Source organism: Dysgonomonas sp. Marseille-P4361 (assembly GCF_900343125.1).
Taxonomy (GTDB): Bacteria; Bacteroidota; Bacteroidia; order Bacteroidales; family Dysgonomonadaceae; genus Dysgonomonas.
The window spans coordinates 1-25,308 of record NZ_OPYL01000004.1 but is presented as its reverse complement, the minus strand read 5'-3'; the positions used below and the strand labels follow the sequence as shown (position 1 = coordinate 25,308).

The 25,308-nt window shown below is 37.9% G+C and carries 19 protein-coding genes; 12 read left to right on the top strand and 7 right to left on the bottom strand.

Translation table 11 applies throughout. From position 1 onward, the window contains the following. The first annotated feature begins 68 nt into the window (after nt 1-68). A complete protein-coding gene (locus DHU68_RS08610; protein WP_108822582.1) occupies nt 69-1,271 on the top strand; it encodes a DUF418 domain-containing protein in 1,203 nt (400 codons plus the stop codon). A 37-nt stretch (nt 1,272-1,308) separates the two neighbouring features. Here DHU68_RS08610 and DHU68_RS14255 read toward each other — a convergent pair whose 3' ends face one another. Continuing rightward, nucleotides 1,309-1,980, bottom strand: a complete 672-nt coding sequence (locus tag DHU68_RS14255; protein ID WP_185117501.1) for a hypothetical protein — start codon at nt 1,978-1,980, stop codon at nt 1,309-1,311. 290 nt (nt 1,981-2,270) lie between these two features. On the opposite strand from DHU68_RS14255, the gene ppk1 reads away from it, so the two are divergent. The 6 genes from ppk1 to DHU68_RS08575 all read left to right on the top strand — a co-directional run bounded on the left by ppk1 (nt 2,271) and on the right by DHU68_RS08575 (nt 9,288). Continuing rightward, nucleotides 2,271-4,301: a polyphosphate kinase 1 gene (ppk1, locus tag DHU68_RS08600; protein ID WP_108822581.1), complete on the top strand. Its 2,031-nt coding sequence runs from the start codon at nt 2,271-2,273 to the stop codon at nt 4,299-4,301. A gap of 21 nt (nt 4,302-4,322) precedes the next feature. Further along, nucleotides 4,323-5,216, top strand: coding sequence for a hypothetical protein (locus DHU68_RS08595; protein ID WP_108822580.1), 894 nt, complete (start codon nt 4,323-4,325; stop codon nt 5,214-5,216). Between the two features lie 8 nt (nt 5,217-5,224). Then, nucleotides 5,225-5,494 (top strand): hypothetical protein, encoded by a 270-nt coding sequence (locus DHU68_RS08590; RefSeq protein WP_108822579.1) that lies wholly within the window; start codon nt 5,225-5,227, stop codon nt 5,492-5,494. A gap of 366 nt (nt 5,495-5,860) precedes the next feature. After that, nucleotides 5,861-6,472, top strand: a complete 612-nt coding sequence (locus tag DHU68_RS08585) for a hypothetical protein (RefSeq protein ID WP_160111111.1) — start codon at nt 5,861-5,863, stop codon at nt 6,470-6,472. Nucleotides 6,473-6,639: 167 nt separating this feature from the next. Beyond that, nucleotides 6,640-7,131: a TlpA family protein disulfide reductase gene (locus DHU68_RS08580; protein WP_108822577.1), complete on the top strand. Its 492-nt coding sequence runs from the start codon at nt 6,640-6,642 to the stop codon at nt 7,129-7,131. 171 nt (nt 7,132-7,302) lie between these two features. After that, nucleotides 7,303-9,288 (top strand): hypothetical protein, encoded by a 1,986-nt coding sequence (locus tag DHU68_RS08575; protein ID WP_108822576.1) that lies wholly within the window; start codon nt 7,303-7,305, stop codon nt 9,286-9,288. Nucleotides 9,289-9,350: 62 nt separating this feature from the next. Here DHU68_RS08575 and DHU68_RS08570 read toward each other — a convergent pair whose 3' ends face one another. Together DHU68_RS08570 and DHU68_RS08565 are read right to left on the bottom strand one after the other, a co-directional pair. Next, nucleotides 9,351-10,343 carry a metallophosphoesterase gene (locus DHU68_RS08570; protein WP_108822575.1) on the bottom strand — a complete coding sequence of 331 codons (993 nt, stop codon included), beginning with the start codon at nt 10,341-10,343 and terminating at the stop codon, nt 9,351-9,353. 111 nt (nt 10,344-10,454) lie between these two features. Further along, nucleotides 10,455-10,649 carry a hypothetical protein gene (locus DHU68_RS08565; RefSeq protein ID WP_108822574.1) on the bottom strand — a complete coding sequence of 65 codons (195 nt, stop codon included), beginning with the start codon at nt 10,647-10,649 and terminating at the stop codon, nt 10,455-10,457. Nucleotides 10,650-10,895: 246 nt separating this feature from the next. On the opposite strand from DHU68_RS08565, the gene DHU68_RS08560 reads away from it, so the two are divergent. From DHU68_RS08560 to DHU68_RS08540, 4 genes are all read left to right on the top strand, one after another. Next, a complete protein-coding gene (locus DHU68_RS08560) occupies nt 10,896-13,235 on the top strand; it encodes a GH92 family glycosyl hydrolase (protein ID WP_108822573.1) in 2,340 nt (779 codons plus the stop codon). Between the two features lie 164 nt (nt 13,236-13,399). Then, nucleotides 13,400-14,605, top strand: a complete 1,206-nt coding sequence (locus DHU68_RS08555; protein ID WP_160111110.1) for a hypothetical protein — start codon at nt 13,400-13,402, stop codon at nt 14,603-14,605. A 720-nt stretch (nt 14,606-15,325) separates the two neighbouring features. Beyond that, entirely contained in the window at nt 15,326-15,880 is a 555-nt protein-coding gene (locus DHU68_RS08545; protein ID WP_108822570.1) for a hypothetical protein, read from the top strand. A 217-nt stretch (nt 15,881-16,097) separates the two neighbouring features. Beyond that, nucleotides 16,098-17,252, top strand: coding sequence for a TlpA disulfide reductase family protein (locus DHU68_RS08540; RefSeq protein ID WP_108822569.1), 1,155 nt, complete (start codon nt 16,098-16,100; stop codon nt 17,250-17,252). Between the two features lie 19 nt (nt 17,253-17,271). Here the strand turns inward: DHU68_RS08540 and DHU68_RS08535 are convergent, their stop codons facing one another. Continuing rightward, the gene (locus tag DHU68_RS08535; protein ID WP_160111109.1) at nt 17,272-17,805 is read right to left on the bottom strand and encodes a hypothetical protein; all 534 of its coding nucleotides are present in this window, start codon (nt 17,803-17,805) and stop codon (nt 17,272-17,274) included. A gap of 227 nt (nt 17,806-18,032) precedes the next feature. On the opposite strand from DHU68_RS08535, the gene DHU68_RS08530 reads away from it, so the two are divergent. Then, nucleotides 18,033-18,410 carry a group III truncated hemoglobin gene (locus DHU68_RS08530; protein ID WP_108822567.1) on the top strand — a complete coding sequence of 126 codons (378 nt, stop codon included), beginning with the start codon at nt 18,033-18,035 and terminating at the stop codon, nt 18,408-18,410. A 223-nt stretch (nt 18,411-18,633) separates the two neighbouring features. Here DHU68_RS08530 and DHU68_RS08525 read toward each other — a convergent pair whose 3' ends face one another. From DHU68_RS08525 to DHU68_RS08515, 3 genes are all read right to left on the bottom strand, one after another. After that, nucleotides 18,634-19,401: a dienelactone hydrolase family protein gene (locus DHU68_RS08525; RefSeq protein WP_108822566.1), complete on the bottom strand. Its 768-nt coding sequence runs from the start codon at nt 19,399-19,401 to the stop codon at nt 18,634-18,636. 451 nt (nt 19,402-19,852) lie between these two features. Then, nucleotides 19,853-21,463 carry a RagB/SusD family nutrient uptake outer membrane protein gene (locus DHU68_RS08520; protein WP_108822565.1) on the bottom strand — a complete coding sequence of 537 codons (1,611 nt, stop codon included), beginning with the start codon at nt 21,461-21,463 and terminating at the stop codon, nt 19,853-19,855. 11 nt (nt 21,464-21,474) lie between these two features. Continuing rightward, entirely contained in the window at nt 21,475-24,468 is a 2,994-nt protein-coding gene (locus DHU68_RS08515) for a SusC/RagA family TonB-linked outer membrane protein (RefSeq protein WP_221405557.1), read from the bottom strand. Nucleotides 24,469-25,308 lie beyond the last annotated feature (840 nt).

Here is a 25,308-nt window from a genome sequence, read left to right as displayed (position 1 = left end):
ATTTTGCTCATTTAAAGAAAGCTTTTTCTATCTTTGCGATCACTGAAAATTAACTTTTAACCTATATCATGGTATCAACTATTACGCCCAAAAAACGCATCACCTCTATCGATGCTATCCGCGGATTTGCCTTATTTGGCATCTTGCTGATTCATTGTATGGAGCATTTCGATCTGACATTCACCCCCGAGCTGGCATCGCCGTTCTGGCAACAAGTAGACAATATCGTATTCGATGGTGTTTTTTTCCTTTTTGCAGGTAAAACCTACGCCATTTTCTCGTTGCTTTTCGGTCTGAGTTTCTTTATGCAAATGGATTCGCAAGCCGAGAAGGGAGTCGATTTCCGTTGGCGATTCTTGTGGCGTCTCTTGCTGCTGCTCGGATTAGGCTACCTCAATGGGCTTATTTACATGGGCGAGTTTTTCCTAGTGTATGGTATATTGGGAATATTTATGATACCACTCTTTAAGCTGCCGACGAAATGGTTGGTGGTGCTGATGGTGCTGTTCTTCTTGCAGATACCTGATATTATTGCATTTATGTCGTTGCTAAGTGGCAGTGCACCAAACGAACCATCTTATCTGATGACCTATATGGACGAGTTGTATGCAGATATGGTTCCTGTGTTTGCCGAAGGATCGTTTGCCGATGTGGTCAATTACAATATGTGGAAAGGTCAGTTTGCCAAAATACTTTGGGTGATCAACTATGCACGCTATAGTCAGTTGTTGGGACTATTCATTGCCGGTATGCTTATCGGGCGTTTCGGCATCCACAAGAGCGAAGAAAAGATGATAAAATACAGTAAGCTTGCTCTTCCTTGCAGCATAGCAGTGTTTGTGTTTTTCTATGCAATCGTGTTACTGCTTCCGGTATTTGGAGTAGAAGGTTATGCGCTTCGCAGTGGCGAAATGTTATTTAAACTGTATGCCAATATGGGTATGATGATGATGTATATATGCGGTTTAACATTGTTATATTATACTTTCAAAGGAGCCAGAAAAGCACTGGATGGCATTGCTCCGGTAGGACGCATGAGTGTGACCAACTATATGGCTCAGAGTGTTATAGGCGTAGTATTGTTCTATGGCTTCGGTTTTAATTTGGCTACAAAGCTCAGCTTCTTTGAGTGTATGCTTCTCGGATTGGCCGTTTACGCTGTATTAATGCTGTTTAGTAGCTGGTGGATCAAACGTTACTACTATGGACCTATAGAGTGGTTGTGGCGCTCGCTGACATGGTTCAAGAGGTTCCCATTGCGCAGAGTGTAAAGGGAAAATATATAAACGAGCAGCCGTTGACAAGCAGTCAGCGGCTGTTTTGTTGTAACTTTTTATTTACAATGTGTTTTATTTTTCCTGTTCCAATGACAGTACCTCCTTCTCTGAACTCGAAAGGCATACCCTCTTTCAATCTGTTTTCAAATAATTCAGTAGAAATAATTTCAATTTCTGCATTTACTGTATCCCCAGGGAATACAATGTTTCTATCAATGAATATTTGTTGCCCCGAAGTTTGCATCTCTTCAAAGTCGAATCTGATCTGTGGCCTATAGCCGGAATGAGCTGGTGTTTTTCGCCCTCCTTCTTCAGTAGTCCTATATTTTAAGGTAGCGATAAAGTCAGCTTTAGAATTCTCGACTTCATATTTGTTTTCGTGAAAATATTCATAAGCTTCAGTTTCTATTTCTCCACAGTCGGAGATAAGATTATCCTTGTCATCGTAAATCTTATAATTCGTTTGTGCGTCTCCTATACTTGCAGAGCCGTCAAGCCCTAGGAGGATTGTATAAAAACTATCTGTTAACAGCGAAGAAAGAATATGTCTGAGTTTCTCCATTTGTTCTCTGTCGAGATTCATTTCTTCTAGTTTTGCAGAAACATAACTTCTTCTCTGCATATCAGATTCGAAATCAAAAGAGGTTTCTATCAGGTTTTTTCTTTCTAGATAAAAATTCTTTACAAATTCTTCTGCGGTCATAGTTGTAATTGTTTTGTGAAGACTGTATATAGTTAATAGTTATTCCTCAAAAATACTAAAAAGAATCAAAAGGTATCATGTATAGCAATCGCTAACAAGCAGTCAGCGGCTGTTTTTTTGTTCTAGTTCAACAATATCTTAACACACTAAAGAGAGGTTTTGTCTTTTTGTCAAAATATTTTCTATAAATTTACATATCGAAACAACGGATGAGTAAAAAAAGCAGACGCAGCAAATTTATTGTTTTCTTAAAAAGTGAGGTGTAGAACAATAACCCAAACATAGGTTGTATGATAAATAATAGAGATCTAAGCTGGTTGACCTTCAACGAAAGGGTCTTGCAGGAAGCGCAGGACGAAACTGTTCCCTTGCTGCAACGTTTGCGGTTTTTAGGTATATTCTCTAACAATCAGGACGAATTTATCAAAGTGCGTGTAGCTAACATTGTGCGCCTCAGCCAACTGAAAGAAAAGAAAGTCTCTCGCTTTACGGGTGGCTATACGGCTCAGGAGTTGCTCCCGTTGGTCAATCAGAAAGTAGCAGAGAGTCAGCAGAAGTTTACTGATACCTATGAAGAAATACTGGCGCAGATGGGCGAACAAGGTATCTATGTCCTCAACGAAAAACAACTGAGCAAGAAGCAAAAAGAGTTTTGTTACGATTATTTTTCTTCCGTTGTTAGTCCTCAGCTCGTTCCGCTTATTCTTCGCAAAACAACCCAAATACCATTTTTGCAGGATAATAATATTTATCATGCCGTAAAAATGACTTCGCGCAAGGATGGCAAAAATGCACGTTATGCCATTCTGCAAATACCGGTCAATACTTCGTGTCCTCGTTTCGTGGTGTTGCCGTCGTCTAAGGATAAAAAAGAAATTATATTTCTGGACGATATCATTCGTCTCAACCTCGACGATATTTTCTTTATGTTCAACTACGAGAGCATTGCTGCATATACCTTCAAGCTGATGCGCGACTCATCATTGACGTTGGACGATGATCTGACGAAGAGTCTGCTCGAAAAGATGGAAGTAGGACTCGAAAATCGTCTGCACGGACAGCCTGTGCGATTGATCTACGATCGCGAAATGCCTGACGACCTGTTAGGAATTCTCGCAACCAAACTGAAACTTGATCAGGAAGGAACGCTGGATGCGGGAGGACGCTACCACTTGTTGCGCGACCTGATGAAGTTCCCGAAAATTCGTCCCAATCTGGAAGAGGCGACTTTCGTACCGCTCAAACATCCCGATATTAAGCCATTCTCGAGCATCTGCAAGGTGATAAACAAGAAGGATATTTTTCTCAACTACCCTTATCATACGTTCAATCATTTTATCGACTTCCTACGCGAAGCTGCTATCGATCCTAAAGTGGACAGTATCAGCATTACGTTGTATCGGACAGCCGAGCGGTCGAAGGTGATCAATGCCCTGCTCAATGCGGCTAAAAATGGTAAAAAGGTGGTTGTATTGCTCGAACTCTTTGCCCGCTTCGATGAGGAACAGAATGTGGAATATACCGAGCTGCTGCAACGTCATGGCGTAAAAGTTATTCATGGTACCAGCGGCATAAAAGTGCATAGTAAGCTGGTGCTTGTGCAGCGAAAGGATAAAGGCTATGTGTTTGTAGGGACGGGAAATTTCAATGAATCTACCGCACAAATTTATGGCGATTACGGGTTGTTTACCTCCAATCCCGAATTTGTAGAAGATGCAAAAGCCGTATTCGATTACTTGCAGAATGCTCATAAGAGACCTGCTTTCAAACAGTTGGTTGTGTCACCTGATTATATGCGCGATCATTTCGAAGGACTGATCAAACAAGAAATAAAAAATAAACAAAACGGTAAGGACGCATTTATTTGCGCTAAGCTGAATAGCCTTACCGACGAACGGATTATAAAGCTGCTCTACAAGGCGAGCCAGGCTGGAATTGAAGTGCGCCTCATCGTCAGAGGGGCTTGTTGCCTGCAACCACAAGTAAAAGGGATGAGCGAAAATATACGGGTTATCAGCATTGTTGATAAGTTTTTGGAACATGCCCGTATGGCTATCTTTTGCAACGGTGGCGAAGAAAAAATGTACATCATGAGCGCCGACTGGATGAACCGCAACCTCGACCGCAGGGTAGAGATTGCCGCTCCCGTCTTGGACGAAAAGATCAGACAAACCCTTCGGGATGTGTTTGAAATACAGTGGAGCGACAATGAAAAAGCGCGTGACCTGTCTGTCTTCGGATGCAATCGTTATGTCGAACGGGGAGATAATCCTTCGTGTCGTTCACAAGTAGCTTTATATGATTATTATAAGAAAATGTAATTATACGCGTAAATTGAAATTATGAATACAGATATATTTGCCGGAATCGATATAGGATCCAATGCCATTCGTTTGTTAGTCAACGCTGTGTCGGGCGATCCTGCCAGTCCAGATTTTAAAAAAGTAGCTTTCCTCCGTGTGCCTATCCGTTTGGGAGAGGACGTGTTTATCAAAGGAGTGATCAGCGAAGATAAACGTCATCGTTTGAACGAAGCCTTGCAGGGCTTTTCGCATATGATGAAGGCTTACGAGGTAGAAGGTTATCGGGCTTATGCTACCAGTGCCATGCGCGATGCTAGTAACGGCAGCGATATAGTAGCCACCATAGAACGCGAAAGCGGTATCAAAATAAATATTATCAGCGGACTGGAGGAAGCCGATGTGATCTATCAGGCAGGTAGCCTCAACTCGCTGATGGACAAGAAACGCAACTACTTGTATGTAGACGTAGGAGGGGGAAGTACCGAAGTGGTTGTGTTTAGCAATCAGCAGAAAGTGACCTCCGAATCTTTTCAGCTGGGTACTGTTCGTATGCTTGTAGAGGCAGTTCAGGAGGATGAGGTAAAGCGTTTTAAGACATGGCTTAAGCAAGTTTGTAAGGACTACTCTTCGCTGAGTATCATAGGGTCGGGGGGTAATATCAATAAGGTGCATAAAATACTGGGCAAGCGCGCTAGCGAACCTCATTCTTATACCGAAATGAAAGTGCTGTTTGATGCGCTTAAAGATCTAAGCTACGAAGAACGTATACGAAATTATAAGTTGAACACGTATCGTGCCGACGTTATCATTCCTGCTTTGAGAATCTTCCTTACCATAGCCAAAACATGTAAGGTAAACGAGATTTATGTGCCAAAGGTAGGGGTCGTAGATGGTATTGTACGTCAGTTGTATGCCGAAAAATATAATCAGTAGTTTGCGGGATGGCAAAGCATAGGGTTCTTGTCGTATTGTTGATTAATATACTGGCTATTTTGCTGATTGTAAAGGCTCTGTTCTTCGATCCCAAAAGTGATACGAATGGCTTATTCGCTATTTTTGTAGTGGTTTTTACGCTCTTATTCGACTTCTATGCCGTTATCATCAACTATATGTTCGACAATACGGAAAAGAAAAAAGTCTACCTCGAAATAGCTTTTTTTGCATCACTTTTGTTCCCGGTTCTTGGTTTCGTTTATCTTTTTTATCTATAGTAGATAGATTGTTTAAATTTACAGTCTTAGAATACTTTTCGTCGTAATCCTTTTCCTTAAAGGGTTTGTAGTATATTGTTGATATACTGTATGTAAATAGATAACAAATCTTACTTGTTTTTTACTTTTTTTGTGAGTTAAGGGTTAAACTATTTCATTCCTCTAGCCGTTCTAATTATGTTTTTCATAGTATCAGATTTTAAGGTTAAAAGAGAATTGAATTAGGTTGTCGTGAGACAACCTTTTCTCTTTTATATCGGTTTTAAATATTGATTGAGAGATTTGATAGTAAAAGAGTAATAATAGGGTAAAAAATGTTTTATCTTAGTTTCTAGTAATTATAATATTTTCTTTAAATCTGTTATTATGAAAAGAGGCTGTCTTATTTCGATCCTAATAACATTTATAATGTTTGGTTTCTTTTGTCTTATTCTATACAAAGGTTCTCAAAACTCATTTTTCAAGACTTATGACAAAAAAGACTTAACTGATAATTACGATAAGCACGAAAAAGAGATTGCAGAGTTTATCGTTTATTTCAAGTCTATTATTCCCGAAGATATGTATGTCGATATTGAAATTAATGATACTGAAAATATTGATATATTCCACGTATGGAAAGATCATATAAATTATGGCGGTTGGGATATAGATATTCGTTCGACAAAAGCCGATACAATTTTCTCTGTTTTAAATTGGGATAAGACGCAAATAGAAATATTGAAGAAGAAATTGGATGCAATAAATTGTATCTCTATAGATAACCGCTACCCTGTCAATTTAGGCTTTCAAAGAAGTGTGATGAGTAAATTTTATTATACTATATTTGATGAGCCAATTGCTCAGAATGATTCTTTGATGGAATTGTATGATACAAAATGCGTATACATTTATTACCGAGATAATGTTGTGCTTCAGTATGGTAGTGGAGCAACAGGAAGTATTTGTTTCCCTCCAAGATTTCTAGGGGAGGAGTGAAAGAACGAGGTTCCTTGTTCATTTTCAAGCTTTAATGCAGAATAAGTAGAATATAATATCAGTTGTGAATAACGAGTTTTCTTTCTCCTCCTTTCCTTTACTGATATTAAGCTAATTCATTATCTTTAGCATCAGCTTTTTTTTGTTGTACGATCAATTTGTTGGGAATGAAAAGATTTGTCTTTGTTAGTGTTTTGTTTACGCTTTTGTCATTGAGAGCATTTGCTCAGGATGTGCCAACAGAGGCAAAATATCCTCAACTTTCCGAAGAAGGCGATCTGCTCATTCAGTTGTTGAAACCTCACGAAGGAAAGGTTATCCTTATCGATATCTGGAGTACATGGTGTGGACCTTGTCGTCAGGCAATGAATGATTTTTCTGATGCAAAAGAATCGTATAGAGGCAAGGATGTCGTTTTCGTCTATCTGGCTGATGAACTATCTCCCGAAGAAGCATGGCGAAAATCGTCGGCTTCTACCGATGGCATGCATTATCGATTGACAAACGAGGATATGAACTACCTGAAAAATAAGCTTGATGTGAGCGGCATACCCAGTTATGCCATTTTCGACAAGAAAGGAGAGCAAGTCTATTCCCGCACAGGTTTTGAAGGAGCAAAGAAACTATCGGAGGTAATAGATAAATGCTTGGCTGAATAAAGGCTATAAAATAGAAGCATGATATAATAATTCATACTTTCATCGTTTATACTATCTGATGCTAATAGCTTTAATAAGAACAGATATGAAATAAAACTGCTGAGAGATTGGGGTACTGATGATTTTGGTTTCTCCGATATTCGTACCAACAAAAGGTATTATAGGAATAATTTGAACCAACAGAAGCCCAACGAAAGAGAGAAGGATCCTGTTCCTCAAAATTCTTATTTCCCGACATTAGGCTTAACAAAAAGCGGAAAAGAAAGAGAAATCATGTTTGTTGATCCTTCCGAAAACAGCAACTATGTCGTAGGTTTAGCTTGGGGGGCACCATGGCATCACGAAAGTGATAATACAGATTCGGCAGACTTTAATTATTTGATCGGTTCAAAGGCTGACGACACAGCTTACGGAACTGTTTTGGTGGCAAAGAATGGCTTCTCTTGGAATAGCGGTTTGGGCAATTCAAATGTTTCGAAAATAGCAATTCACAACCCTAAAGGCTATGAGAAATATGGAGCTATCTTAAGTTTACAGAATGTGAAGGATGTCCCTCCCCTTGACTTACCCTCCGGCAATATTCGCAACAATGTATATTTTGACGCTAACGGTATTTTGCAACCACTATCGGACACAAATCAGAAAAGTAAAGTCTTGTCTCGAAAAGTACTTGACGCAGATTCTACATACATACTGGCTATCCCTAAAAACAAGGGGTGGAAGGGAAGCGTACGTTTATACAATTCGGATAACGAAACTGTTGGCAGTCCACAAATTGTAGAAGCCGAGATAAATGAAGAATACAAGGAGTACGATGAATATATATTTGAAACAATGAACGGTTACAAATATCTCTCTCTTGAAATAATGTTCGATTCCCCTTCCGATCCGGCATCTCGTTACGATATTAGTAATACTACCCGCTATAAAAAGTTTAATGAACAAAACGAGATGATCGGGTGGAGAGGTACTAATATGTTCAAAATGGAGATAGAAAATTCTCCGGATAGCTATGCCCGTAGAGGGTGGTATAAGGGTGCAACAGCTAATAGCCTTTGGAATGGTGATGGGGAGGTCAATGCTATTGTCTGGCTCAATGCCGGAGAAAAAGTGACGCTCGCCGTTAGCTCCGACAATGGGACTATTGTGAAAAGGGGGCGCCACTGGGGGTGGGTATATCATAACTTCGACTTCGAACTCGATATCACACCTTTCCGCACCGATGCCGATTGGATAAAAGTAGATTCATCGGGAACGGGTACGGGTGTAATGAATTGGAACGATCCGGTTACTTTCCCTAAAGATAAGATCGACCTGGTCAAATTCCTTCCAAACGATGTGCGCACCGATGAATTTATCGATAATTTTTGCAAAGCATTTAATCTTAATTTGACACAAAAGGGTAAAACCGAATTCTCGTTAGACCTCAAGCAATCTAAAAAAGCACAACATTTCGAGGTTATAGATCTTGATAAGTCTGCCACTGTGCTGAAAGTGGCAAACGAATCGCTCGGCTTGCCTTTTGGCTACTCGCTTGGTTTTACGATCAACAATAAAGAGGAAGGTTATGAGATATCAGGCAGGGATGATGGAGGCGGTACTTACCTCACCGGAGTTCCCGAAGGTACACCGACAGAGCATAAAAGCAGTTTTTCGTACAACTGGTTTAAGACTATCAGTAAGAAGGAAAAGGATGGTAGAATAATACCGATACAGCTGCCTGTTATTTCAGATATCGAGCCTTGGACCGACACTGCGCCTTATATTGAGGCAATGGGCAAACGATATTGGAATCTGGCTCAACGCTTCTGGTACTTCGATGGTTTGCTCAACGACTTGGGCGCATCGTTCCATTATGGTAAAGATAAGGAAGAGTTGAAGTTGGCAAAAGTGTCGAATGCCTTACCCGGAATGAGTATCTTATCGTATAAGGATGAAGATAATTCTATTCTCGACAATTATTTCTCTCTGGTGACGGATGCAAACTCGAATTATACGGTTGTAGAAAGCCATCTGACCCCTCTCGAATACAGCAAAATAGGAGATGGAGCCCGTGTCCGCTTCAATGGTGACCTCTACTACGTTGCCGAGGTAGATGGCTACAGTCCGCTAGGGCGAAAACCTGCAAAACTGAAACTGATCTGTAAGCTACTCTGATAAACAGAAAGCGTTTAATTGATTGACAATTAAACGCTTTTTTTATTTTTATATCAGAAAAACTACATTTCGGGATAAATATAAATATCGTAATATGCACCCGTCCCGTTCATTTGGGTCACAAACTGTGGCGTGTTGCCAATCATATCAACAGTTTCGGCGTGTATATGTCCGCAGAATACAGCAAGAACATTCTTTGCATTTAGTATCTCCTCTCTGAATTTGTAAGTCGTTTTGCTATGCCCCTTCTCAGGCCAAGGCAGCCTTCTCTCCGTTTTGTAACCAGGATCGGTATTCGCATTCCAGTTCGGATTGCCGCATCCGTAACCCACCGAACGACCTTCGGCATATAATGGGATATGCATGCAGATCAAAAGAGGTTTGCCGGTCTTGATTTGTTCTTGTAGAAAAGCAAGTTGTCGGGGAAGAATCTCATATACCGAATTATCGATCATCAACACCCGTACATCTTTCACATCTATATAATACATCAACGGATCTGCAGACTTTGGGTACAAGGGCATCAGCCGTTCCGAGATCCATTTGTCGCGCAGATCGATCGAACTTCCCGACATTCCCTCGTAGTGCCAGTCGTGGTTTCCTGCCGTATAGCTGTAGTTGACCTGAGCGCTGTCTAGCTTTTGCCGACACCACTCTACCGCAGCTTCGGACGGAAAGTTGATAATATCACCGCATAGCACCAATAGATCAGCATTGCTTTTCTTAGAATGATTTATTGTTTCCAAAAAAGCCTGACGCGTAGTCATTTCCTTACCTGTCCGGAAGTGTTTCGTAATCCTGTAGGCATCAGCCATTCTGGCACTGTACTGCTTAAAGTCATTCTCTCGCTCGTCGGATATAGCTAAATGTGTATCGGCAGCAAAAACAATGTGTCGCAGTTGTTGAACATTCTTCGAATAAATGGAAATTCTGTTTCCATCCACCGAAATAGACCGCCTTATCGGTTCTTGTTTAGGATAAATATCATATACTGGTTTGTTGGCAAAGGTGAAAAGGCTTGTAGCTAAAAGTACAAGAAAGCATATCTTTTTCATAGCATTAAGATCGTTTTGGTTTCTTATACAAAGATAGCAAAAGATGCTGTCCCCGATAATGAATTATACTTGAAAAGAAATCTCAAAACGATCTGCCAATCTCTACTATTGTCAATGTGCAAAGGCCGGAAAGTGCCCGTTTAGTTTTGCAAGCAGTAGCATACCAAGCAAAATAAGAAGTGCGATGATGGTATAAACTCCTATTTCGAAGAGGCGGTTGATAATCCTTTTCTTATCTCTCATGATGTACATCAACTCTGTAAAGGCTGAAACAATCAGTGTCGTTAGGGTTAATTCTGCTATCATAGTTGTAGGTTTTTAATTGTATATAAATTTAAAAACAATGAGTCAGAAAGACGTTTATATACAATGAAGCTTTGATTACAAAATGGTTAAGAGTTACTCTTGCTAAAAAATAGACTGTCGGATCCGATATAAATGGATATTTGAAATCTAGTTTGTAACTTTGGGAGCACAAAAACGAAGAATTTCACAAAAGATAAACAGATCAGCATCTTCGTTGACGATAGGCTAACTATTTAACATCAAAATATGAAATCGAACAAAACAATCTCTCTCTTGGCTGCGTTGCTTATTTCCGTAGGTGGAACTTTGATGGCGCAAGACAAAGCATCCTACGTCAATCCGATGATAGGAACCGTAAAAATGGGACATACCTTTCCCGGAGCATGTGTTCCGCATGGTATTGTTCAGCTAAGCCCCGATACGGATACCATTCCGCAAAACATCAATGGCGTTTACAACAAAGACACCTACAAATACTGTGCAGGCTATCAGCACGACGATAATACGATCGTAGGCTTTAGCCATACACATTTTAGCGGAACAGGACACTCCGACCTAGGGGATATCCTTGTCATGCCGTATACGGGCGAAACGAAGTTCAATCCCGGAACAGCCGACAACCCTGATAGCGGCTATCGTTCACGTTTCAGTCACGATACAGAGATTGCTCGTCCCGGTTACTACGAAGTGATGTTGGACGATTACCGAGTAAAAGCTCAACTGACAACTACCGAAAGGGTAGGAGTACACAAATATACATACCCAACGAGCGAAAAGCAAAAGCTGATTCTCGACCTTGTACATGGTATTTACAACTACGATGGCAAAGTATTGTGGGCAAGCCTGAGAGTGGAAAACGAAACCCTGATAACTGGTTACCGCATTACCAACGGATGGTCTCGCGAAAATTATACTTATTTTGCTATTTCGTTGTCAAAACCGATCAAGAATTACGGCTATGTAGATCGCGAAAAACCAAAATATGTTGGTTTCTGGAAGAAATTTAAAATGGATAAGAATTTCCCCGAAATAGCAGGTCGCAAGATTGTGTGCAACTTCGAGTTTGGAAACGATAACACACCCCTTGAGGTGAAAGTGGCTTTGTCGGCAGTGAGTACCGAAGGAGCGGTTAAAAACCTGAATGCCGAAACAAAAGGAAAAACATTTGCCCAAATAGAAGCCGAAGCTGAGGCTAAGTGGGAAAAAGAACTAAGCGTAATTGAGGTGCAAGGTAGCGACGACCAAAAGACTATGCTTTATACATCGCTATACCATACGATGATCAATCCGTCGGTATATATGGACGTAGACGGTCAGTACAGAGGATTGGATCATAACATCCATCAGGCAAAAGGTTTTACCAACTACACTGTATTCTCGGTGTGGGATACCTATCGTGCGCTTCATCCGCTATTCAACCTTATCAACCGCGATCGTAGCAAAGACATCGTAAACTCGATGCTGGCGCACTACGAGCAAAGCGTGCACAAAGCACTGCCGGTATGGTCGCATATGGGGAATGAAAACTGGTGTATGATCGGTTATCACTCCGTATCGGTATTGGCTGATGCGCTGGATAAGGGAATAGATATCGACCGCAACAAAGCGTTGGAAGCTATGATTAGCAGTTCGAATGTTGATTATTATGACGGTACGGGCGAATACAAACGCTTGGGTTACGTTCCGTTCGATGTAAATGGAAGCGGTTCGTCCATCACCTTGGAATATTCGTATGATGACTGGACTGTTTACAATACTGCCCTTAAGATGAACAACAAAGAAGTGGCAGAGCAGTACAAAAAACGTGCAGCCAGTTATCACAACGTATTCGATCCTGAATTGGAATTCGTTCGTGCTAAGATGAGCGATGGCAGCTGGAAACCTAATTTTAACTTGTTGGAAACACACGGACAAGGTTTCATCGAGGGTAACTCTTGGAACTATTCGTTCTACGTTCCGCACGATGTGAAAGGTTTGATGGCTCAGATGGGTGGGGACAAACAATTTGTAACCCGTCTCGACTCTCTTTTCACTATGCACCTTCCTGACGAGTTTTTCGAACATACAGAGGACGTAACTCGCGAGGGAATCCTTGGAAACTATGTGCATGGTAATGAGCCTAGCCACCATATTCCATACCTCTATGCTTGGACTTCGCAACCTTGGAAAACGCAATATTGGGTGCGCGAAATCATGAACCGTATGTATAAGAACACGATAGATGGTCTGTGCGGAAATGATGACTGCGGACAGATGTCGGCATGGTACATCTTCTCGGCAATGGGCTTCTATCCTGTTTGTCCGGGTTCTAACCAATACATTCTTGGCGCTCCTTACGTTCCTTACATGAAAGTGAAATTGGGCGAAGGCAAATACCTGGAAATAAAAGCAGACAAGGTAAGCGACAAAATGCGCTATGTGAAGTCTGTGAAACTGAATGGCAAACCGTACAACAAAGCGTATATCTCATACGACGACATCAAAAACGGTGCAGAACTGACATTCGAAATGGCATCTAAACCAAACAAAAAGCGATTGTTCAAAGACGGAGAGAAACCTTATTCGTTGTCACAAGCGGCTATGTAATTTTTTGTTTGATTATAATATATAACAATTCAGGGAGCTTCTCGTGTTGAGGCTCCCTGATTTGTTTTGTGTCATAAAGTGTTGATTTTATAGCCTGTATTCGAGAATAAATGCTTAATTTTAGAAGATTACATAGAAATGTTAACCCTATAAACGATACTGCTATGAGAAAAAACTTGGGTTTAAGCTATCTGATGATAGTATTGCTAATAGGTACGTTTTTTATCTCATGCTCTTCTGATGACGAGAGATTACGCTTGCCTGTAATGACCGAAGAACTGGTGGACAATGAAATACGTATTGTGTTTTCCCCTACAGAAGAGCAAGCTGAGTTGAAGCTGCAAATGTTATTGACAGGCGACAGTGAAAAAAGAATATTAGTAAACTGGGGAGAGGATGAATTCCTTCATGAAATTCCTTCCGGCGATATTAGCCATGTATACACAGATACAGATAAGGACTATATTATTACCTTACGTCCGAGTCAAGGCGGTAATTTGGAAGGAGTGGATATCTCGGAGCCCGAAACAACTACAAGGATAAAATCGTTGAGGTTTGGTAGGGCATCTTTTTTTAGAAAGATTAGCATATATACAAAGGGGAACATTTTAGAAAGGTTTGATCTTTCAGAAAATCCTCAGTTTAATGGTGATATTATAGGTTTTCCTATAAATAATCCTAGGTTTAGAATAGATGATTTTAGAAACTATAAAAATGTCTCTTTGTTTATTTCGGTTCCAATCTCTGTTAATTTAGAGGGGATTTCAATGGAGTCTCTCAATCTATCTTATAAATTGCAAGAAGAAACAGTAATACCTGAAATAAGTATAAAGAATAGCATTATTGAATATTTAGAGATAAAGAATTTTAGTTATTTAAATAGAACTCTTTTAAGTATAGGGAATCTAGATTTGACAGAGACAGATGTAGAAGTGTTAAGCTGTCAAAGTTTAAAATTAGTTGGTGGATTGGATTTGAGAAAAATGAAGTGTTGCGAACGACTTATTGCTTGGTATCTTGATAGTTTAGATGAAATATATTTTGCTGATACACATAGAACAGTGTATTTGCATGGTGGTTATAATATTAATGATGACCTTCACAAAAGGATGTATACAAATATAGAGAACCTAGATTTTAGAAAATGTACAAATTTGGAATCGTTAGAAGTCAGACAGTTTTCTAATTTGAAAGAAATATTAATTAATAAGACAGAAAAATTATTTTTAATATTATTTACAGGCAATCCTCTTATAGATGAGTATGATTATTGGAATGATCCGGAAGCATTGGGCATCGCTAAAAAGGATAGAGGATTTAATGAACAAAGGAATGAAATTCCAGCAGTATTAGAATTGCAAAGTAATTAAGCTAGGGATTACATATACTAATAAACAACAGAAGAACCTCTATTGAGGTTCTTCTGTTGTTTATCATATTTGGAGGTTTATAGTTGTTGAGATTTAGAAGCTATCCTCCCAAAAGAAAGAGCTTTACCAAGTTATTAGCACCCTTGTTATTATAGATGATGCCCGATACGATAATCAATATCAGACCTAATGCCCCTGATATTTTGAAGATGAACATCATCTCTTTTTGGTTATATCATCAGATGCCCTGTTTATAAATGCTATAAAAATAGGAATTAATCCGGCTAATAATATGATAAATGTATCATTGATTGAACCTCCGGATAAGTATATAACAAGTGAACCGATGATTAAAAATATACCCAGAGATATAAGAACGTAAAAAAATATTTTTCGGAACATAGCATCAAATTTTCATTAAATATACAAATAAAGCTGAACTTATATGAGGAGAAAAAGGAGAATTAATTATTACTAAATCAGTTGCGCCTTTCCCTGAATGGAAAATATCTCGTATATTTGAATATAGATGAATTAATTCACAATATGTCGTTTGACGAATTTGGAGAAAAGTTTTTAAGCTGGTGCTCAGAGTAATACAGGCTAAGGCTCATATTGGGGCTGGTGACTGTATTAACTGTGGGTTTCTTTATTTTGTTAGCCTTTATTATTCGCTGGTTAGACCAGTTATTGATGCTCTAATAAAGAATGGATAAATAAATGAAAATTATAGAGAAAATAGAAACAAATGTTTTTCCTTTCGATTGGGTAAATTTGGAGTGTTATCCTGATAGTAAAGGCTATAGAACTGAGATTTATCTGAAGGATGAGGATAACATAACTACAAATCTTATTTTCATGTTTTACGAATTGTTTAATTCTGAAAAGGAAAATATTTCTATTTACAATAACTCGTGGTACGATTTTACTTTAGATATATTTAATATCGATTCGGAAGAAGCAGACTATGCGTTAGAAGACAAATCGGAGCTAACGAAGAAGTACTTACAAATGCTTATCGAAGCCAATATTGAGCCAACCTATTCTGGTTCGTGTAAATGTCTTGATTGGGATAAGCTTTTGCCTATTGTAATAGACTGTATAGTTTTACATATTGCTCCATATAGTCCTTTGTTTTATAACGAAAAATATGACTTCTTTTTCTATTTTCATCATACAGGTAGTATTGGCTTTTATTTTAAAGAACCATTACCTTATATTTTGGAGATTCTCAATAAATCTAAGAATAGTTACAGATCAGAGCTACTTGTTTAACATTGAAAAGTACATATCATAACCCGAAATAATATGAAAGTGGGGTATGAATCGTCTAATCAGTATTTTTATTTACCGATAGATTTGGTGGAAAAAATGCTTAATATCAATGAGGTAGAACGTTGGATAAAGGCACAGAGAGAATAGGAATGGAGAGCTATAATGCTTAGCATATTCCAGAATATATTATGTAACATAAACTTATAATCAATATTGTATGAAAAATATTTATTTTATATTACTTACATTTTGTATATTACTTTCAGGAGTTATACAAGCTCAGACTGGGGCTTTCAGAATTGAAGGAAAAGTAAAAGGTAATTATGAGGGAGAAACAGTTATGGTTGATGTGCTGAAAGAAGGGGGATTCCCTCAATCTTATATTGGTACTGTGAAAAATAATACTTTTCTTATCGAAATAGAAGACTGCAATGCTTGCGATACGTTAGCCAAAATCAGAATAGGAGATAGCCCTAAAGAAGAATTATTTATTTGGCTAGACGGTAAAGATATTCAAGTAGACGTTGATAATGAGAAGACTACGATAATAGGAACAAAGCTCAACGACGAGTATCAGCAATACCGGGACACCACGGATTATTACTTTAAAAGGCTGGCTTCTTTTCTGTCCGAAAATATAGAAGGAAAATCCGTTTTTAGTTTTGATTCGAGAACTGATGAGTACAAGCTGATGAGGAACTGGGGAAAATTTCGCTATGACTTTATAAAAAAGAATATACAAAACCCCATTGGTATCTACTTGTTTAAAACAGAACTAATTAATAGTATTCCCTTAGGGCTTTATAAAGGGGATAGTGCTGTTATTGATATTTATAAGCTAGCCGATGATCGAATAAAATTAGACCCTACAGCTATAAAATGGAAGGAGAGTGCAGAAATTAGTATTTATCAAAACTCTCAAAAAAAGAATCTACTGAATACAAAAATTGCAGATATAGATGTACTGACTGCGAATGGGAAGAAAAATAAATTATTGAATATAGTATCAAAAAGTGATTCAAAATATTTTATACTTGATTTTTGGGCATCATGGTGTGGTCCTTGTATTGCAGCAATGCCTTCACTTAGAGGGATTTATGGAAAATACAATAAGAAAGGGCTAGATATTATTGCTATATCTATAGATGAAGATACGTCGTCTTGGAGAAAGAAATCGAAACAAATAGATATGCCCTGGATTGATGTACTATTCGATAGCGATAATATGTCAGTTCAAGATTTACAAAAAGCATATAATTTTCAGGCCATTCCCTATTCCATTTTAGTGGACAAATCAGGAAAGATTATTTTTTTTGTAGGAGGAGAGCAACTAGAAAATATATTATATCATTTATTAGCAAATAGTAAATAAGAATTATAAGGAAGAATAACTACAATGTACAGCCGAATGTAATACCCAGAGAATAGTGCCAGTTGAGGTTAGACGAATATTTTTCTAAAGGTTGAGCCTGAAACTCCAAGCCAACCCTGTATCTTTTGTCTATTTGCACTCCTGCACCTAGATTTAACGGAACTGCAAACCGAAGAAGTCTGGTATGTTCTGGCAGTTTTTCGCTATGGGCTGATAATAATCTCATTCGACCCGTAACCCCTAAGTCTATAAATGCCCCATACTTTTCGGTTATGGATGGGCGCAAAGATAGGTTCAAAGGCGCTTCTAGTCCGAAAAATCGTGAATAGCCCGACTCTTTATCTATATGATCTCCATTCAAAAGGAAAAAGCCTGCTCCCGTTTGAATATACAGATTCTTGTAAAGTTTTACATCATAGGTAGCGTCAAGGTAGCCACCCGGCTTAAAACCATGCCCGGCTATTTCATAGGTAATGCTGGCCTTGTATCCCCATTGTGCCATCGAAGTCAAAGAGGTAAGGATGAAAAGTATAATAAATGTTGTTTTTTTCATAATGTTGCGTTTTGTGTTAGTGTTATCTATTCAATTTTTATCGTATTTTAATTGAAGCTATAGAATAGATAGGAGTAAATGTAATGCTTTTGAAACACCGACTCTAATCTTATTCGTTTTTTTTAGATTTTTTTTCATCACTTATCATTAGGTGTAAAGCATCTGTTAGATAGATACAACAATCATTTTTCATATCTTTACCAAAATAATAGTTGAAGAAATACGATATGGCAGCAACCAAAGATATTGAGAGTTTGGACGATATAAAGAAAATGGTCGATCTGTTTTATGCCAGGGTGCGCAAAGACGCTTTGATAGGACCTATATTTAATGAAAAAATACAGAATCACTGGCCCGAACATTTAGCCAAATTGTATTCCTTTTGGCAGGGAATACTGCTCGGCGAGCGTACTTACTCAGGTTTTCCCTTTCCTCCGCATGCCCAATTGCCTATACACAAAGAGCATTTCGATCGGTGGTTGACTCTCTTTACCAAGACGGTTGACGATCTGTTTGTAGGAAAGGTGGCAGATGAGGCAAAGAGCAGAGCTTATAAAATAGGAGATATATTTCAAGAGAAATTAGCTTACATTCGTCGCAAGTAGAGTCTGTGCTGATGATATAAAAAAAGGAGCTGTAACCATTACGATTACAACTCCTATAGAATGATTTGGTTTATACGTACATAGAATAACCACAATCTAAATTAACCTTTCGGCCAACTACCTAAGCTGTACTTATACCCTTCAATCATTCGATAACCTTAAAAACCAAAATAATCTTTATAAACTGCCTCAGAAGCCTATATCGATATATCTTATACCATAATTACTTGCTATGTCGGAAAAGCCAAGGAACAAGTTCTTTTTCCTGAAAAACATTAACCCAGCTTCCATGATTCACACCTTCGTATTCGGTGTACTTCGCGTCACATCCAAGTTCTTTCAATCTATTGTAAGCTTTTCTCGAAAGTTCGGGAGATACTACATCATCTTTCTCTCCATGAAAAATCCAGACAGCCGTTGTTTGAGCATATTTCTCCATCCTATCCAGAGCCGATCCTCCGCATATAGGGAAAGCAGCAGCAAATACGGTTGGCATTCTCCACAGTAGTTCGAATGTACCCATTCCGCCCATCGACAGACCTCCTGCATACACGCGCTTGGTATCCACTTTGCCCGAAGTCAACCACCATTCTACAAGCGAAGTAAGCAGTTGCATCGACTCTGTTGGCTGATCGCTCAACCCAAAAGCAAATTCACTCTTACCATCTATCTCGTGGCGTTGTACATTGCCCCAATAGTCGTCGGCAGGACATTGAGCTACAATGACAATGGCAGGATAATTTGCTCTGAAGTTGTCTATCAGAAAATCTTTGCCATGTGTCAGTTGCTTTTCGTTATCGTTGCCACGTTCGCCCGCACCATGCAAGAATACGAGCAAAGGGTATTGCTTGGTTTCGTCATAATTTTCGGGAAACATAACCTGATAGGGAAGTCTTTTTCCTATCTGTTGGAAACTTGCTGATACGAACTGTCCCATCATGCTGTTGATGAAGAGTATAAATAGTGTTGCTGTGATCAAAAACCTTTTCATGTCGATATGTTGTTAATTTAAGCCTATTAATATTAGATGTTTGTATCAGTCGTCTGTTTCGCCGAAGATGGGATAGAAACCATTGATCCCTATGTGTTTTCGCTCAAGTAAGTCTGTTTGATGAATTCTCCACTTCCGAAAAAGATGCTCAAAGATAGTTTTTTTGAATTAAATATCAAATGAGAAATCTTTGATTAGCAATTTTTATATAAAAAATAAATTGATCCACTAACCAATTTATATTTTAGTACCTTCTTCTAAGATATTAAATTTGTATGTTTAATACAGTAATGTACAACGGAAAAAGATTAGCTCTTTAGTGTCGCTTTACTTGTTTATCCTTTGCTTGACAAAAACTGTTAAATCTAGTACTTATGGATAACAAAAGCCGCTATTGAAAGCGGCCTTTGTGAATTTTAACTATAAATAAATTATTTGACAACGAAATAGTTTAATATCCTGTGTTTTGAACAAGACCTGGCTCAACTCTCAAGCTTGTTTCGTGGAATGGCCACAAATAATTGGTTGGAGCAGTAAAGCTTCTATCTTCAATTTTCAAAGAAATAAGCTTACCATCCGCACCTTTTATAGTATGACCTAACGCCGGTTGATTCAATACTTTTTCGGCAAGTCCCCATCTTATAATATCAAGATATCTAATTCCTTCCCCTGCAAGTTCTATTCTTCTTTCGTTACGGATAAGTTCAATCCATTGCTCTTGAGTATAAGCTGCATATTTAGGAAGAGTAACATCAGCTTCTGTCATATCTAAACCGGCTCTTTTTCTGATCGCATTGATATAGCCTTTTACTTCATCATCAATTTGATTCAGCATGATCTTCGCTTCTGCATAGGTTAACAAAATTTCAGCATATCTTAACAATGAATATTCTAATGTTGTTTCTCCATTATCTCTAAAAGCATCATTCTCTGACATGTATTTTTTGAACCAGTAGCCTGATCTACTCGCTCTTTCCTTCTCATGAAACATAGGAGCATTCTGATCATATATATCTATTTTTTCTCCATAAAACAGATCTCCATGTCCCATGATAGAAGCTTCGTATCGAGGATCTCTGTTTAATTTAGGATTTAATTCGTATTCCTCTTTGGTGTGTTGTGGGCATTTGTCAATAGTGTTACCTTGCAATGTCCAATAGGAGTCAACCAACGATTTTAAAGGAACAACATAAGATTGACCTCCTCCAGTTCTGAAATGAGGGCCTAAATCTCTAAAAGCATATCTTGTCGAAGAACAATCTTTATCCATATGCATGATAAACTCTTTGTTGTTGGAAGCCGCTTCATACTGGAATAGATCTCTGTAATTGGGATGTAGACTGTATTTTCCCGAGTTTATAACATCTTTAGCATATTTAGCAGCCAATTCGTAACGGTTATTAAACAACGCATAACGTGCAGATAAAGCCTTTAATGAATTTGCATTAAACATATATTTATCAGACTTATACTGATCTGGAGACATTTTAGGTGTTATTCTATCTACAATATTAAACAGACTATCGAGTATAACTTCTTTAGGTGTTACCGGTTGTTGAGCACTAACCATATCGGCCGGCTCTAGATGAAATGGGACATCTCCCCATTGTGCAGTCATCATAAAATAATGCCACACTCTCAACCCTTCTAATATGCCTTTATATTTATCACGAATAGATTCATCTTCTACATAAGGAGCATTTATATTTGCTATAAATGTATTTAGACGACCTGTATGTTTACCATGATTTTCCCAGTGCCATAAAAATAAACTAGAGGAACTATTGTAATCGCCATTTGCCAAACGTTGTTGGTGATGACCGTCAACCCTTGAGTAAGCATTATCACTACGTCCTTCTTGCATATAGAACAGCGTTTGATGAATATTTCCATGTGTAAATACGTCTAGGTAACTACTATATACTACCCTTCGTAAATCCTCTTCGGTATTAAAAAACTCTACGAAAGTAGTTGCCTCCGGATCTCGTTTATCCAAGAAGCCATCACATCCGGTAGTAATCAATGCTATTGACAGTATGATATATAAAATATGTTTTTTCATAATATTATTTTTTAAAAGAATGTCACTTGTAATCCAACACTATATGTAGCCATTTTAGGATAAACCCCATTACCGCCATCATATCTTTCCGGCTCTAATCCTTCCCAGTTGGTTACGGTCAAAAAGTCTTGAGCATTAAAATATAGTCTAAGATTGCTTATATCTTTTGTTACTTTCTTAAAAGTGTAACCTAGCTGTAAGCTCTTTATTCTAAAATAAGAAGCATCGCTAATCCAAACATCACTGAGGTATTGATTTGTACTGGCTCCTGTCCAAACTCTGGGGAATCTACTGTTTGGGTTTTCAGGCGTCCATCTATTTTTCATGTAGTATTCTCTAGGAGTGCCAAGAGCATTTGTGCTTCCATCTACAATAACAGGCATTCCTTCCAGTCCTCCAAGTTTACCATTTCTTTTACCGACACCGGTTCCTAAAACAGAAAAGTCCCAATCTTTATAGCCTAAGTCGATGCTAACAGCATAGTTATAACGAGGAAGAGGAGATCCTAATATTACCTTATCATCATCATTGATAATACCATCATCATTCCTATCTACATATTTTACATCCCCAACACGTGTATTTGGCATTTTTGCTTTGGTATTACTGATTTCTTCTTGAGATTGGAAATAGCCATCTGTTGTGTAGCCATAGTAATTCTCTACCGGTACACCTCTATACCATATTTTATCGGGATTATCCTTAAATACAAGCTCATCTTCAGCAGTGTACCCTGCTTTTTTTACTTCATTCTTGTTATCAAACAACATTGCTCCTAATTGATATCTGAAATTATCTCCTACTTTGTCCGTCCACTTCAGGCTTAGTTCCCATCCTTTATTCTCAACTTCGCCTATATTCATCGCTGTCTCAAGGACATTAGCTCCAGTCAATGGAGGAGCAGGGAATTTGGCATAAATCAGATCATATGATTGTTTTCCATATATATCTGCTGTTATATTTAGTCTGTTTCTTAAGGCAGCAAAATCTAAACCGAGATTCCATTGTTTTTGTTTTTCCCAAGTAAAGTTAGGGTTAGGAATTCGCATTGTCCATCCCCATGTATTTACTTTTTCCTGCCACAGATACGGATCTACATCTTCATTTCCTATTTTACCGTAGCTAAACCTAAATTTCAAGTTGCTTATTATATTTTCATCTATGTTATTCTTAAAGAAACTCTCATTATGCACGTTCCATCCTACTGACATAGAGGGAAATATGCCCCATTGATGTCCTGGAGCAAATTTGCTACTTCCATCAGACCTTACTGTTGCTTCTAGTAGATAACGGTTATCAAAAGAATAGTTCACTTTTCCGAAGAATGAAGCCTTTGATACTTGTCTAAAATCAGTAAATGTATAGTCCATTATTTCAGACCCTGCAACTATATATAGTTTATCTTTTTTATCTCTAAGATCTTTCTCGTAGTTGGCTTGAAATCTTCCGGTAATTTGGCTTTCACTAACTCCTTGAGAAGAGCTAACAGAGTGTCCCCACATATCAACAGGAGCTCCATTTCCATCATAAAAACGAAATGTTTGTCTTTCCCATTTACTTGAAGATTTATTCATCATATAAGACAGGTCTGCCGCAATATGAAACTCGGGAAGAATATAATATCTAGGTCTGATATTCAGTGTTATTCTATCATGTAAATTATTTCTCTGTCCACTCTCATTCATTGTGGCTACAGGATTGATATTACCATTGTGCAACATATAATGCTTGGCAATACCAAAATCCGAATCCGGATAGAAAATCTCCTGGGTAGGATTCATCTTATAGGCTTGATTATAGAGGTAATTTGTTCTTCCCTCGTTCGCCATCAAGCGATTTACAGCTAAACGATGAGCGTAGAAGTCTGCCATAATAATGAAACGTTCGTCAATATTGATATTGGTGTTAAAACGAGCACTAAATTTATCAGTCCCATCCTTTTTATTTAACCCATTTTCTGTCAGATAACCCAACATCAGGTTAAATGTACCAACTCCACCACCACCTGAAATATTGGCATTAAAGTTATAAGCACTTGCTCTTCGTTGCATTATAGCATCCCACCAGTCTACATTTGGACCCTCACCTCTTGATGCAGCATCAATCTGATCTTGAGTATATAGCAATGTTTGATTTTGTAGTCTTTTTGCCTCATTGTTTAGCATCATATAGTCTGCAGCTCCCACAAAATCTGGTTTATCCGTTTGGGATTGTACTGCAGCCCAAGAGTGTAAACTAACTTTAAATTCACCAGTATTACCCCTTAATGTTTCAATAATGATAACTCCATTTGCCCCCCTTGATCCATACATTGATGCCGCAGAAGCATCTTTCAATACAGTGATTGACTTTATTTGGTTCAAATCAATATCACTCATGCTTTGTTCCATTCCATCAATAACCACTAAAGGAGTAGATCCTTTAAGGGTTCCAACGCCTCTAATTGAAATTGTTCCTGCATCGCCAGGAGCATTGCTCCCCTGATTTAATACTACTCCGGATACAGATCCGGCAAAAGCCTCTTGTAATTTGAAGACTGGTCTTCTCTGTACTTTGTCTATATCTACAGATTCGATAGAAGAGGCTAAGTGCTTTCTTTCAACTGTGTTATAACCTGTTATTACAACCTCATTCAAGTCTTGATCATCTTCAACTAAAACGATATTTATTGTATTTTCTCCTTTTGTTGATCTTTCAATAGTATGAAATCCAATATAACTATATACTAAGGTTACATCTCCTGTAACATCTATAGAATATTTTCCATCTTCATCACTTGTTGTCCCTCCTGTTTGTCCTTTTACGAGTACATATGCTCCAATAATGGGATTGCCTTGACGGTCTTTGATAGTTCCTGAAATTTGCTTTCGTATCTCTTGCTGGACATCTAAAGGACCTGCACACACCACATTTGGTACGGCTACCAAAAAGGAAATACCAAGAAATAACAATAAGCTAAGAAGTCGATGATTTTTCTTCTTATTCTTCATCTGGTCATTTTTCATAGTTTCATTTTTTAAAATTCATTCATAATAAGAGAAAGGTGATTTTTATAATGCAAATTCACAATACAGTGATACTTGAATATTCTTTCTAGTTAGTCTACCTATCAATAATTCTTTTAGTCCTTATTGTATCTTCAGGACATATAGCTAATTTGCGGTAGCAAGAAGTAAAACGTTTTCATCAAATTAGAATCTTAGGCTATTATTACTATTAGTCAAATGCTGTTAGCGCACCCATTTGTGAAAGAAAATGCTAACCAACAATAATATAGAAGAACACTATTTTTTTCTATATGTATTTCACTAGATCAGATTTTAGGGCTCACTTACTAAGTGATGTTGTTTGCTGCTAAAAATAATATCTTTTTTTATAAATTACCAAAAATTAATGATTGTTTTTGAACACTTTATAATTGGTCAAGTTTCAAATAAACTAAGATTTGAGTGGTTTACTTTTTTTCTATTATCACATACCACAATATCAATAACCTCATAATCAATAAGATGTATACTTCGCACGAAAGATGATTTTGTAACATCATCCAATCCATTAAAGATGCCATTATCAACAAGTTGAAAAAAGAATAGTAAACACAGTACTTCAATTTAACATTTGATAAGCTATAATTTTGTAAATAACTAAGACTCAACTTGTCTTTTTTTTAAACATCACTTAGTAAGTGATGCTGTTTATTCTAGAATCAAGGGAAATTCTTTGATTTACTTCCAAATTTTCGTTTTTTATTACTTATAATAGGATAGGTTATAATAGATCTCTTTTATTATCTTCTATTTAGGAATAGAAGGCTATCTCCCATGACTTTTGTTGAAACAGGAATG